This is a genomic window from Salinibacterium hongtaonis (assembly GCF_003065485.1).
GTDB classification, from domain to species: Bacteria; Actinomycetota; Actinomycetes; order Actinomycetales; family Microbacteriaceae; genus Homoserinimonas; species Homoserinimonas hongtaonis.
Genome location: NZ_CP026951.1, coordinates 1,984,859 through 1,996,637, shown reverse-complemented (window position 1 = coordinate 1,996,637; position 11,779 = coordinate 1,984,859). Strand labels below are relative to the sequence as shown.

Here is an 11,779-nt window from a genome sequence, read left to right as displayed (position 1 = left end):
CGACGCCGCCGTCACTAAATCTTGGAGAAGACAATGAAGTCAGCTCATTCCCTAGCCCCGCGACTCACACGTCGCGGCTTCCGCTGGGCGGTGGCGATCGTAGCTACCGCCGCCCTCGCCCTCACCGGCTGCTCCGCGGCCGATGACAAGCCGACAGAGGGGGCGGCCACGGGCGGGACGCTGACCATCGGTGTCGGTCAGGACGCCGGACGGCTCGACCCGGTGTGGTCGAATCTCCCCACGTACAACCAGTTCGCCTACGCGACGCTCGTCCACCAGACCGCCGAAGGGGAGTTCACCCCGTACCTGGCCACGTCGTGGACATTCGGGGATGACGCGAAGTCGATCACACTCGAGTTGCGCGACGACGCGAAGTACAGCGACGGCACCGACGTGACCGCCGAGAATGTCGTCGCCTCCATCAACCGATTCCTGGCCACGCCGGGCTTCAAGGTGGCGACTTACGGTTCGCAGATCGCGGGCGCCGAGGCAACCGGTGAGCTGGAGGTGACAGTCCGGTTCAAGATCGCGGTGCCGCAGGCCTACGCGCTCGGCACGCTCAACGACTCGAGCGTCGTGTCCATGGTCACTAGCGAGGCGGGCACAGCCAACCCCGAGCTGCTCGACACCACGACGCTCGGTGCTGGGCCCTACGTGCTCGATCAGGAGCAGACGGTCATCGGCATCGAATACACCTACGTGAAGAACGAGCACTATTTCGCGCCGGAAACGGTGACATACGACACGATCGTGATCATGCCTTTCGCCGACCCTAACGCGCTCGCAAACGCGGTGACGACGGGCCAGGTCAGCTATGCGCTGGAAGTGCTGGCGCCTCTCGCCGCCGCCGCGGAGAACTCTGGGTTGCGGATCTCAAAGGGTGCGCTCGGCGTCGGTGCGTCGGGAACGTCCATGCTTGTCTTCGGTGAGCACGAGACTGGCCCGACGGCGGATGTGCGAGTCCGCCAGGCGATCGCATACGCGATCGACCGCGCGTCGATTAACGAGGCGCTGTACGCCGGACTCGCCACCCCGACGAGCTCGGCGACGCCTAAGGGCGCCGACGGTCACACCGGAGAGGACCCTTACGCCTACAACCCCGACACGGCGAAGAAGCTCCTGGCGGAAGCCGGTTACCCGGACGGTTTTGACATCACGATCACCGACCCGTCGGCGTTCGACCCGGGCAACCTCGTCGGCCAGGCCGTGCAGGGCGCGCTTGAGGCGATCGGCATCAACGTCACGCTCGAGCGTAACAATGACCCCTTCACCGACCTCACAGCCAAGCTCTCGGGCGGCCAGTTCGAGGCATACATCTACTCGGAGTTCGGCGAGAGCGCTTTCAACTTGGTCACCGGCAGCATGCAGAGTGTCGGCGGAGCTCTTAACCCCAACGGCTATGCAATTCCGGATGACATCACGACAGCGCTCGAGGCGGTGTCCGCCGCACCGGCCGACAAGCAGGGCGACCTCCTCAAGGAGCTGACACGGGCCGTCGACGCGAACCAGTGGTTTGTCACCATCACGTCGATTCCGCGGTTCACGGTCGCGCAGCCCGGGATCACGGGAGTGCCGGCGGACTACGTGACAGCCGAGCCCACCCCGTACTCGCCGGTGGCCGGTGCCTCCTGGTCGGGGAACTGAGGGAAAGGCCGGAGGTCGGGCCATTCCGGCGCTCTAGCTCCTGCGACCACAGGAGATCATCAATCGACGAACGAGTTTCACTGAATCGCGGGCGCGCCCGCAGAAGGAGGGATCGGCATGCCTGGGAAACTGGACAACAAGATCGCCGTGATTATCGGGGGCGGCCAGAACCTCGGTCGTTCCATCGCCCGGCTGTTTGCCGCCGAGGGCGCGACGCCGGTGGTGGTCGGCCGGACGCAAGCGAAGCTCGATGCAGTCGTCGACGAGATCACCGAGGCAGGCGGCACGGCCTCCGCGGTCGTGGCGGACGTCAACTCTGTTGCGGACCTGGACCGGCTCGTCGCCGAGGTGACTGCGGCGCACGGGGGATTCGATGTGCTCGTCGCGAGCGCGGGCATCTTCCTCAACCCGGAGTTCGCCGAGACCACTGAGGACGAGTGGGATCAAATCCTCGACATCAACCTCAAGTCGGTGTTCTTCGCAGTGCAGAAATCGGCGCCGGTCATATCGGCTCGCGGCGGCGGCAGCATCATCCTCATGTCGTCCGTCATGGGCGTCAAGGGTCGACCCGGCAGTGCCGTCTACAGTGCCGCGAAGGCCGGTGTCATCGGGCTGACGAAGGGCCTCGCCGTCGAACTCGGCCCGCTCGGCATCCGGGTGAACGCGATCGCCCCGGGATTCACACTTGAGCCTGACCAGGAGCACACAATTCCGGACTTCATCGTCGCCGAGATGACGAAGGGTCTGCCTGCGGGTCGACCGGGTCTCGCCGTCGAGATCGCGCGCGCCACTCTGTACGTCGCCTCGGATGACGCATCATTCCTCACGGGTCAGACCATCTTCGTCGACGGGGGCGAGACGGCGCGGTGACGGTACCCGCCGCGGATGCAATGCACCGCGAGGGGGTTCCGTCAGTTGACGAGTCTCTGCGGCAGCTCAGTGCCGCCGGTCCATGTCGTACGAGTGTTCGCGAGCAAGCGCTCGCGGACACTCGTGCGACGCGGCCCCACGACATCGATGCGACCGTGCCAGGTTTTGGGCGGATGCAGCTCAAGTCTGGCGTGGTGAAGAAGGTTCTGCAGTAACCGAGCGCCTTCCGCTTCGTCAGCATGTCCAAGAACGCAAAGATGACAGAACTGCGGAGCTATTGCCTCGAGGCAACCGCCCGTGGAGGCTACAAATCTCCCCGGTGACAGCCTGGCTGCTCGTCAGCTAATCTGAACGCGGTGGCACGCCACCGAAGCGCTTCCACGTGACAGATCACGTGAATCATCTCGGAGAGGCCTGAGCGGATCAGGACATGTCCGGGTGGGGTGCGGCGCACATGTGCGCCGACGTCATTGCCCGATGCCTGACATCGGCCCACCTAAGGACATGACATGTCAAAGGACGAGTAGAACCTGACGCAAGTGCTCGACAAGATCGCGAGCATGGACGAGCCGAGGCGCTCGATCATGCGGCAGGTACACGACATCATCGTGACTGCCGCTCCCGACCTGAAACCGCGGATTTGGTATGGGATGCCCGCCTATGCGAAGTCGGCGAGCACTCCCGCGCTCGTGACGCTGCGCAACGACGATCGGATGAATCTTGCCCTCACAGAGAAGGCGCCGTTCCGAGCTGTCGGCGGCACTGAGGGCGATCTGATGCCGGCCGCGTGGTATTTCGAGACCGTCGGCGAAGACACCGCGAAGCGGGTGGCCGCGATCGTCCGCTCCGTGCTGGACTGAGCCTGGGCTCGCGCGTCTGAGCGCCGCTATGCACCGGTCTCTTTGCGTATGGAAGTGCAGGGATCCCCCTAGATCACGTATGACCAGGATGGCGAGCCTTACAAGGTCACCCAGCCCGGCTGACCGGGAGCCGTGGCACCCGCTGAGCTCGCCCGCAGGGACTGCTGATTGGTGAAGAAGGGCCGCTATGTAGTGGCTCGACCAGTCGGCTCGGCAGCCCCCTCCGTGAGCGCGGCGGCGTAGTTGCGCATCGAACGGTGGTAGCGGGGCAGTGCCTCGATCTGCGCTTCGATTGCGACTCGGAGTGCCTCGTCCTTGCGGCCGGCGCTATGAAGAGCCAGTGCCAATACGATGCGGGGCGCGGAGCCTGTGGATTCGTGCGTCGGTGCGGCTTCGAGGATGGCGATTGCCTCGTCGAGACGGCCGAGGTTGCGCAGGGTCGATCCGTACTGCACGGCGACCTGCGCATGCCTTGCGACGTCGAGACCGAGATTGAGGGCGCGATCGTATTCTGCGGCGGCCTCAGCTTCGAATCCCATCGAGTCGTACATGCCTGCGAGTTCGAACGCCGCCCTCCCGTCGGTGGCCGGCCACGACTCGGCCAGGGCGCGCATCGCAGCCACTCCGTCATCGCGGTCGAATGAATCGAAGCGCGCCCACAGATCGGCGACGGCGGCCTCCCACTTTTCAACAGGTCCTGTCACGGCGCCAAGTCTGCCAGAGGGGAACTTCTCGCAGGGAGCGTCATAGCGGGCGCTCAAGCGGCGAGCTGTTGGGGCTGCGAAAGCACCGGTGATGCACCGCGGGGTCGTAGACCTACGGCGATGAGGGTGATCGCGAACCAGATCTCGAAAGCGAAGATGGGCACAGCGCAAAGCCCTGCGACCGTTCCGCCCTGCGGGATGAGGTCGAACAGCTGAGCCGTATTGCTCAACAGCACCAGCATGCCGCCGACCACGCCGAGCGCAGCCAGCGGGCGAGGCACTACGCGAGCGTCAAAAAGCAGCCAGCCCAGCACAATGGTGTTCACGCTGATCACGAGGCCCTGCCCGACGAGAAAGGCGGCGCCGTGCACGGCGAGAAGCGCCTCGGTTGCGAGTGTGCTCGTCGTCGACGTCAGGGCGAGCATGGGCAGCGTGCCAGCCGCAATGACGGCGGCTTCGAGCGCGCGCAGGGCTGCGAAAGTCGCGGCCCGTGCGGGGCCGAGCGACCGCAGGAGGAGGTGGAGCAGGATGCCGGTGCCGAGGCATCCGGCGGCGAGCGTCAGTTCAAGTACGACGCCGAGGGCGACCGCGTCGCTGGCGTAGGCCACAACGGCCGTGACCGAAGTCACATGGGTGACGAGGTAGAGGATGCCGGCCGTGCGGGCGTAGGCCTGTGGGTTTCGAGACATGGCGTTCCCTTGAGTGAGGTATACGCCGTATACCGACGTGCCTTCACTTTATGTATACGCTGTACACGTGGCAACACCCATTCCGCGCCGCTCCCTCGATCGCGAACGAGTGCTTGACGCTGCTATCGCCCTCGCTGACGAAACTGGCCTCGAAGATGCGAGCATGCGCCGCCTCGCAGAGGGGCTCGGGGTCACCCCGATGGCTCTTTACAAGCACGTCGCGAACCGTGGTCAATTGATCGACGGAATGCTCGACCGGCTCGTGGCAAGCATCGATCCGCCCGCGCAGCACCTCCCTTGGCAGAAGGCGCTGCGCGCCCGCATCCTCTCCGCGCGTGCCGTCATGAATGCCCATCCGTGGGCGCAGACGGCGATCGAGACTCGGGCAACGGCGAGCCCGACGGTGCTGGCATACATGGATTCACTGATGGCGATCATGTTCGAGGGCGGCCTGTCAGCCGACCTTGTGCATCACGCCATGCATGCGCTCAGCACACGGATGTGGGGCATCACCCGAGACGTGCTTCCTACGCCCGCCGTTCCGGAGGATCCTGAAGAGCGCGCGCAGGCGATGGCCGCATTCGCGGTAACGTACCCGGCTATCGTGCGCATGGCGACGACCGCTCCCCATGCGGGCGCAGCGTGCGATGACGATGCTGAGTTCGTGTTCGCTATCGACCTGCTCATCGACGGATTCGCGCGGCTCCACGAGCGGGGCTGGGAGTCCGCTGCCGGGCGACAGGTAGCTGAGTTCGAGTAGCGAATCGGCCAAGGCCTGCTAATTGATCTGTCATTGGCAGGCATGGGTGTCGCTGTGCCACAGATGGGTGAACAGTGAAGGCATGTCGTCTGCAACCGCCGTCCTTGCCGATTCTTACGGGCGTGTCCGCGAATCCGTCCTCCATGTGACGCGCGGGCTCACCGCCGACCAGCTCTCCTACAGGGTTGACGGCGAGGCGAATACGATCGCCTGGCTCATCTGGCACCTCACGAGAGTTCAGGATGATCATGTTGCGGATGCGATGGGTGCGGAGCAGGTGTGGACGGCCCGCGGTTTCGCCCAGGACTTTGGGCTGCCATTCCCGCCGTCGGCTACCGGTTACGGGCAGTCTGCGGACGAGGTCGCTGCGGTGCAGGGAGTGTCGGTTGACCAGCTCGTCGCCTACCACGAGGCCGTGTGCGCCCGCACGCTCGAGTTCATCGCGATCCTCAGCGATGACGACCTCGACCGGGTGATCGACACCTCCTGGGACCCTCCCGTCACCCTCGCCGTGCGACTCGTCAGTGTGATCGCCGACGACCTCCAGCATGTCGGGCAGGCGGCCTTTATCAGGGGAGTCATCGAGCGGCTTTGACCGCCGTGATTCTTCGGCCGCGCGGCGAAAAGGATGCGGCCTCGGCGCCCTAGCGCGAAGCGTCGATCCGCCTGAACGTGACGCGCATCCATTCGCGCCAGGTTCCCGCGGCACATCTCAGCTCCCAGCGCGCTGACATTGTGGCGGGGCCGGTAAACGCCAGGATCGCTCGCGCGTCTCCCGCGTCGATCGCGTACCGGCCTCTGCTGTCGACCACGCCCTTGCTGTGCTCGATCGAGCCGTCTTGCTCGTAGGACGTCTGGAGGATCCCGCCGTCGGGTTGCGGGGAGGGTGTCAGAATCTCGAGCGATTGCCGGCGTTCGCCTGAGATGACTACGTCGACGCGGTGGGCGAGGTGGAGACCCCCGGGGAGAAACTCGTAAATGTCGCGACCGCGCCATGCCTCGGTTTCGCCGTCGTCTGCCACGAGTACGCCCGTCGACTCCCAGGTGCCCGCGAGTCGGGTGAGAGTGCGCGAGGCGTTTGTCTCCATTAGCTGAATATGCGGCGACTTGCGCGCGCTGTCAACGCTCGGATGGTGCCTTTATTCGTGAGGCATGCGCCCCAGGAAATTCCGCGGATCGAGCGGCGGCCGCTTGGATTCGTTCAGCCGTTCGCGGAATGCCTCGTCGATAGCGCCGACATAGAGCCACCCCATGAGCAGTTCGTTCTCCCGCAGGCCGTGGGCAGCCCTCACCTCGGGGGCATTCGTGAGCATCCCCGTGCGCCACATCACGCCCCAGCCCGCGGCCCAAAGAGCAAGTTCGAGCAGGTGTGCTGCGCCAGCCGCTGTCGCATGCTGCTCCCATTCGCGGACTTTCGGATGCTCCGTAGGGCTCGCGACGATAGCGATGAGCAGCTCTGCGCGAAACGGCTTTGTGGTGAATTCACCGGGCTCACGAGTCTCGCCCGCTGCGGCATCCATCGCTTTCGCCAGCCGCACGCGGTCGTCGCCCCGCAGCGTAATGAGGCGCCACGGCCGCAGCGCCTTGTGATCGGCCACGGGAGTCACCGCGGCGAGGATCTCGACCAGCTCGGCATCCGTCGGCGTTGCTGGCCCAACCTTGGAGACAGACCGGCGGGCAGCCATCGCCGAGAGCAGCGGATGCGAGTCAGAAGTCATGCATGCCATTCTCGCCCCAGAGGGCGCCGGATGCTGCGGCGGGGTCAGCGCGCAGCATCCCACCAGTCCAGCACTCTGGTGCCGCTCAGGGTGAGCCACCGCGAGGCTTCGCCCTCGGGCACATCGATATCGAACCAGGTGCGGCCGGCGAGCGGAGTGCCCTGCAGCCAGGTGCCGTCGGGTTGGCGCGCTTGGCGAATGACATCGACGGCATCCTCCAGCCTCGGGTCTGGTGGCGTCTCGTCGAGCAGGGCGGCGGCGCGAAAATAATCGAGTGCGGTCAGAGCGCTGTAGCGCCAGCGGTGCGGATGCACGAACTGGCCGATAAAGTCGCCAACCGGCTCTCCGGTGGTTGCCCTCCGGAGGAGCCGCCGCTCGAGCAGGTATTCCTCGCCTCCGTGGCGTGCCTCCCGCAGGCTCGGGTCTGCCGTTATCTGCTCGTAGGCGAGCATTTCGCGCAGTGCGTTGAGGGTTGAATGGAACGACGATCGGGTGGAGTTGCCCTCCTCTGCCTCGCAGTTCCATCCGCCGTCCTGCAGGCGATGGGCGGGGAACCATGCCACCAGGTCAGAGACATCGGCTCCCAGCCACGCGCCGTTGGCGAGGGTGAAGGCGTTGATGCACACGTCGATCTCCCCTCCCCAGTAGGGCAGATCGTCGTATTCCCAGCGGCTATTCGCCGCCAGCTTGTCGGCCGTGCCCGCAAGTGCCGCTGCGTCGACTCCCCATTCGCGCAAGTCCTTGAGTGACCAGGTTGTCGCCGTCCATGGCTGGCCGGGCTGCTCAGATTCCGGGCTGCCAAAGTACCCTGCCGGAAAGTACGCGCCGCCATCCCACTGACCATCCTCGTCTTGGTGGGCCAGCAGCTCGGCACCGTGACCTTCGGTGGCCACGCGAGACCTGGTCGCCTGCCACACCTCCGGAGGGGCCCCAGCGAGGTCACGCTCGACTTGCCAGCGCAGCGCAGGGTCGGAATCCAAGAGCCAGTCGAGCACGCGGGTGTCTGTCGCCATGGGTCTTGTCCCTTCCGGTAATCCCTCGGATGGTGTAGTTACCGCCCGAGTATCTGGTCTCGCGCCTCGCGCCGCAACACCTTGCCGATGAGCGAGCGTGGTAATTCGTCGACGGCGAGGATGCGCTTAGGCACTTTGTAGGCGGCGAGTCGTGCGCGACAAAAGTCGCGAATCGATTCGCCATCGAGGGATGCACCCTCGCGCAGCACCACGGCGGCAGCAACATCTTCTCCACCCTGTTTGCGTGGCAAGCCGACGACGGCCGAGGCCATGACATCCGGATGCTCACTCAGTGTGCTTTCGACCTCGCTGGGGGAGACGTTGAAACCGCCCGTGATGATGAGCTCCTTGAGCCTGTCGACGATCGTGACGAAGCCGTCCTCCGAGACGGTGGCCACGTCTCCGCTGCGAAGCCATCCTCCCGGCAGGAGCGCCTCTGCGGTGTCGGCGGGCCGCCCCCAGTAACCCTGGAAAACCTGGGGGCCGCGGATGAGCAGCTCGCCGGATTCGCCGAGCGGGCGATCGATTGTGGGGTTGTCGGGGTCGACCACGCGAATCTCGGTGCTGGGGAACGGCACCCCCACCGTGCCGGGTCGCCGGGTCGGGCCCATCGGGTTTCCGAGCGCCACGGGCGAACTCTCGGTCATGCCATAGCCCTCCACGAGGAGGCCGCCGGTCGCCTCTTCCCAGCGCTCGACGGTAGCGATGGGCAGGCTCATGGCTCCTGAGATGGCGAAACGAATTGTGGAGAGGTCGATCGAACCGCGCAACGCAGAGCGGGCAAGCTGGTCGTAGATCGGCGGCACTGCGGGCAGAAATGTGGGCGGGCTGGTGCGCACAGCAGCCTTGACCAGGTCAAGGTCGAACTTGGGGAACAGCACAAGCTTTGCGCCCATGCTCATGGCGAAGGTGAGGCACAGCGTCATGCCGTACGCGTGAAAGAGGGGGAGAACGCCGTAGAAGGTCTCCTTGCCGTCCACGAGTCCCGGCACCCAGGCGCGGCCCTGCATCGCGTTCGCGCGCAGATTTGAGTGGGTGAGGATGGCGCCCTTGGGCTGACCTGTTGTTCCGCTCGTGTACTGCAAAAGGGCGACGTCGTCGATCGTGGGTCCCGCGACTCGTCGCGAGATGCGGCGGTGGTCAAGCAGTGCCTTCCAGGTGAGCGGATGCCGCGCCTGCGGCGTGCTGGTCAGCTGCGCCCGGGAGGCGCGGGCCTTGGGGACGGGCAGGCGAAGCGCCACTCGCTTGCCGAAGGGCAGCGCCGTGGTGATATCGACGCTCACGATGTGCTCTACGGCCAGGTCGCGGGGGAATGCGGCGATCGTGTCGTAGGTCTTATCCCAGACGACCGCGAACTGGGCGCCATGGTTTTCGAACTGATGGCGAAGCTCACGCGCGGTGTAGAGCGGATTATGTTCGACGACGATCGCGCCGAGCCTGAGGGCTGCGTAGAAGGCGACAACATGCTGCGGGCAGTTGGGCAGCACGAGGGCAACTCGATCGCCCTTTCTGACCCCCAGCCGGCGCATCCCTTCTGCGGCGCGGTCGATCTGCTCCCCCAGGTCGCGATAGGAGGTCACGGCTCCGAAGAATTCGAGTGCTGGTCTCGGGCCGAAGGCCTTGATGCTCGCCGACATCATCTGAGGCAGAGTTTGTGAGGGCTCGTCGATCTCGGCCTGGACCCCTCGGCATATGAGGAGAGCCATGGTCGTGATTCGTAGGGGTTGCTCGACACGACTCCATCCTGCCGCTAACCGTGCTGTGTGTGTGCCGGGAGGCTGTGATCTAGCTGATCTAGCTGATCTAGCTGATGTTGCGGGGAGATCACCCTCGCCGGGTGACAGATGCGGGGCGCCGAGGTGGTGTGATCAACAGACATCACCACTGAAAGGAACTGACATGGCAAAGGCAGATGGCGTTTTCATCTACATCGGTACATACGCGAACGAGGCGGATGCGCGTTCCGACTACGACATCGTTAAGGATTTGCACTCGTCTGGCGCGGTCGGCACGTTCGATGCCGCGGTGTTGACAAAAGACGACAAAGGCAAGGTGCATGTCAACAAAGACGAAACGGCGATGCGGCTCGGCGGTTGGACAGGAGCTGGCGTTGGTGCGGTCATCGGGCTGCTCTTTCCTCCCGCTCTCATCGCCACGGCGCTCGCCGGCAGCGCGATTGGGGCAGCAACCGGTCACATCGCGCGCGGGCTTTCTCGCAATGACGTCAAGGAGCTCGGCGAACTCATCGACTCGGGTCAGGCGGCCCTGCTCATCGTGGGGGAGACCACTCTGGGGTCTGCTCTCGAGAAGGCCGAACTCAAGGCCGAGAAGCGAGTGGCCAAAGAGCTCGATGTGAGCGTGAAGGATGTCGAAGCTGCGGTCAAGGAGGCCGCGGGCGAAATCGCCTAGAGCGTCACGCCGTGTGGGGGTCTCGCGCCGAGCTCAGCGATGCTGAGGTTCAGGTGCGAGACACCACCGCGTTGTCGAGTTCGTCCGCATCGACGCCCGGCGTGAGCGCACGGTTGGTCAGCAGCACGTAGGCAACACCGGCCGTGGGATGCACCCAGAACTGGCCCCCCGACCATCCGGCGTGACCGTAAACATCGCGGTCAATCAGCCCCGGTGCGCGCGTGCGGAGGTTCCAGGTGAAGCCCCAATCCTGGCCGCGGGAGGCGACGTAGGGCTCGAGCCGCGGAATGTCGCCCGTGAGGGGACGGCGCATCATCGACAGGGTCGTCGGCTGCACGATCTCTCCAGAATCCCGCAGCAATGCCGCGCCAATGGCGAGCAGGTCCTCGGCACGGCCGATGAGCCCCGCTCCGGGGTGGCGCAGGGCAGCGAAGCGCTGGATGTCCACTCCGGCGTCGGCTGCGTCGGCGATCTCGTGAGGGTCGGAGGCTTCATCGAGTGTGATGCCCGTGGCGCCGATGGGGTCGAGTAGTTCGGCGACCGCGGCATCCCAGGTCGTCGATAGGCGAGCCTCGATCATGCGGGCAATGCCGGCAAACGCAATCGTGGAATAGCGGGACACTGTGCCAGCGGCGAAGTCTTGCTCGCCGAGGAGTCCTGCTTCGAGCCCGGCGCTGCTGTCCATCGCGGGTTCGGCGATTCCCGATGTGTGGCTCGCCAAGTGGCTCAGGCGCACGACGTCGCTCCTCGCCGCTCCGAAGGCCGGCATGTCGGCCTGCAACGGGGTCTCTGGCGTTGCGAGCCCCCGCTCGATCATGCGGGCCGCAACCAGGCCAACGAGCGGCTTGGTTACGGAGAAGAGTCGGTAGTGATCCTCCACTCGAGCGCGGCGCGAGCCCGACGCGCCGAACGCCTCAATCGCCTGAATTCCCGAAGCGGTTGCGATGCCAAGAACAGCGGTCGGCAACGCACCAGAATCTGTTTGGCGCTTGGCCCATTCGAACGCGTGGGCAAAAGATTCAGACACGGCATCTCCTCAACGTCGGCGGCGGCGTTAGTCCTTGCCTGGGGGCAGGGGGTTGGCGCGATCTCGAAATGCTATTCGACCCTAT

At 65.2% G+C, this 11,779-nt stretch carries 13 protein-coding genes and 1 pseudogene; 7 read left to right on the top strand and 7 right to left on the bottom strand.

What is annotated here, in order from left to right; all coding sequences use genetic code 11:
• The first annotated feature begins 33 nt into the window (after window positions 1-33).
• From C2138_RS09600 to C2138_RS09585, 4 genes are all read left to right on the top strand, one after another.
• Entirely contained in the window at window positions 34-1,644 is a 1,611-nt protein-coding gene (locus C2138_RS09600) for an ABC transporter substrate-binding protein (protein WP_108517389.1), read from the top strand.
• Between the two features lie 117 nt (window positions 1,645-1,761).
• Window positions 1,762-2,514, top strand: a complete 753-nt coding sequence (locus C2138_RS09595) for an SDR family NAD(P)-dependent oxidoreductase (RefSeq protein ID WP_108517387.1) — start codon at window positions 1,762-1,764, stop codon at window positions 2,512-2,514.
• On the top strand, window positions 2,511-2,729 hold the full coding sequence (locus tag C2138_RS13830; RefSeq protein WP_241961097.1) for a PhnA domain-containing protein: 219 nt from the start codon (window positions 2,511-2,513) through the stop codon (window positions 2,727-2,729). Before C2138_RS09595 ends, C2138_RS13830 begins: the two co-directional genes overlap by 4 nt.
• Before the next feature lie 324 nt (window positions 2,730-3,053).
• Window positions 3,054-3,374, top strand: a complete 321-nt coding sequence (locus C2138_RS09585; protein WP_241961096.1) for a DUF1801 domain-containing protein — start codon at window positions 3,054-3,056, stop codon at window positions 3,372-3,374.
• Window positions 3,375-3,559: 185 nt separating this feature from the next.
• Here C2138_RS09585 and C2138_RS09580 read toward each other — a convergent pair whose 3' ends face one another.
• The gene (locus C2138_RS09580; protein WP_108517385.1) at window positions 3,560-4,078 is read right to left on the bottom strand and encodes a tetratricopeptide repeat protein; all 519 of its coding nucleotides are present in this window, start codon (window positions 4,076-4,078) and stop codon (window positions 3,560-3,562) included.
• A gap of 53 nt (window positions 4,079-4,131) precedes the next feature.
• Window positions 4,132-4,767, bottom strand: a complete 636-nt coding sequence (locus C2138_RS09575) for a DUF4386 domain-containing protein (RefSeq protein ID WP_108517383.1) — start codon at window positions 4,765-4,767, stop codon at window positions 4,132-4,134.
• A 67-nt stretch (window positions 4,768-4,834) separates the two neighbouring features.
• On the opposite strand from C2138_RS09575, the gene C2138_RS09570 reads away from it, so the two are divergent.
• Both C2138_RS09570 and C2138_RS09565 read left to right on the top strand, forming a co-directional pair.
• Window positions 4,835-5,527 (top strand): TetR/AcrR family transcriptional regulator C-terminal domain-containing protein, encoded by a 693-nt coding sequence (locus tag C2138_RS09570; protein WP_108517381.1) that lies wholly within the window; start codon window positions 4,835-4,837, stop codon window positions 5,525-5,527.
• Window positions 5,528-5,609: 82 nt separating this feature from the next.
• Window positions 5,610-6,122 carry a mycothiol transferase gene (locus tag C2138_RS09565; protein ID WP_108517379.1) on the top strand — a complete coding sequence of 171 codons (513 nt, stop codon included), beginning with the start codon at window positions 5,610-5,612 and terminating at the stop codon, window positions 6,120-6,122.
• Between the two features lie 49 nt (window positions 6,123-6,171).
• Here C2138_RS09565 and C2138_RS09560 read toward each other — a convergent pair whose 3' ends face one another.
• The 4 genes and pseudogenes from C2138_RS09560 to C2138_RS09545 form a co-directional block, all read right to left on the bottom strand.
• The gene (locus C2138_RS09560; RefSeq protein WP_108517377.1) at window positions 6,172-6,615 is read right to left on the bottom strand and encodes a hypothetical protein; all 444 of its coding nucleotides are present in this window, start codon (window positions 6,613-6,615) and stop codon (window positions 6,172-6,174) included.
• Window positions 6,616-6,666: 51 nt separating this feature from the next.
• Window positions 6,667-7,245 carry a nitroreductase family protein gene (locus tag C2138_RS09555; RefSeq protein ID WP_241961095.1) on the bottom strand — a complete coding sequence of 193 codons (579 nt, stop codon included), beginning with the start codon at window positions 7,243-7,245 and terminating at the stop codon, window positions 6,667-6,669.
• 44 nt (window positions 7,246-7,289) lie between these two features.
• Window positions 7,290-8,258 carry a squalene cyclase gene (locus tag C2138_RS09550; RefSeq protein WP_108517375.1) on the bottom strand — a complete coding sequence of 323 codons (969 nt, stop codon included), beginning with the start codon at window positions 8,256-8,258 and terminating at the stop codon, window positions 7,290-7,292.
• Window positions 8,259-8,296: 38 nt separating this feature from the next.
• Window positions 8,297-9,993 (bottom strand): annotated as a pseudogene (locus tag C2138_RS09545) (long-chain-fatty-acid--CoA ligase).
• A 164-nt stretch (window positions 9,994-10,157) separates the two neighbouring features.
• On the opposite strand from C2138_RS09545, the gene C2138_RS09540 reads away from it, so the two are divergent.
• Window positions 10,158-10,667: a DUF1269 domain-containing protein gene (locus tag C2138_RS09540; RefSeq protein ID WP_108517373.1), complete on the top strand. Its 510-nt coding sequence runs from the start codon at window positions 10,158-10,160 to the stop codon at window positions 10,665-10,667.
• Between the two features lie 49 nt (window positions 10,668-10,716).
• Here the strand turns inward: C2138_RS09540 and C2138_RS09535 are convergent, their stop codons facing one another.
• Complete coding sequence (locus C2138_RS09535; RefSeq protein WP_108517372.1) at window positions 10,717-11,694, bottom strand: serine hydrolase domain-containing protein; 978 nt, start codon at window positions 11,692-11,694, stop codon at window positions 10,717-10,719.
• Between the last annotated feature and the right edge of the window lie 85 nt (window positions 11,695-11,779).

What these genes read in the sequence shown, in the direction of transcription:
- C2138_RS09595 (WP_108517387.1), top strand. Translation starts at nt 1,762, where the DNA reads ATGCCTGGGAAACTGGACAACAAGATCGCCGTGATTATCGGGGGCGGC.
- C2138_RS09560 (WP_108517377.1), bottom strand. Translation starts at nt 6,615, where the DNA reads ATGGAGACAAACGCCTCGCGCACTCTCACCCGACTCGCGGGCACCTGG.
- C2138_RS09555 (WP_241961095.1), bottom strand. Translation starts at nt 7,245, where the DNA reads ATGACTTCTGACTCGCATCCGCTGCTCTCGGCGATGGCTGCCCGCCGG.
- C2138_RS09565 (WP_108517379.1), top strand. Translation starts at nt 5,610, where the DNA reads ATGTCGTCTGCAACCGCCGTCCTTGCCGATTCTTACGGGCGTGTCCGC.
- C2138_RS09575 (WP_108517383.1), bottom strand. Translation starts at nt 4,767, where the DNA reads ATGTCTCGAAACCCACAGGCCTACGCCCGCACGGCCGGCATCCTCTAC.
- C2138_RS09550 (WP_108517375.1), bottom strand. Translation starts at nt 8,258, where the DNA reads ATGGCGACAGACACCCGCGTGCTCGACTGGCTCTTGGATTCCGACCCT.
- C2138_RS09600 (WP_108517389.1), top strand. Translation starts at nt 34, where the DNA reads ATGAAGTCAGCTCATTCCCTAGCCCCGCGACTCACACGTCGCGGCTTC.
- C2138_RS09540 (WP_108517373.1), top strand. Translation starts at nt 10,158, where the DNA reads ATGGCAAAGGCAGATGGCGTTTTCATCTACATCGGTACATACGCGAAC.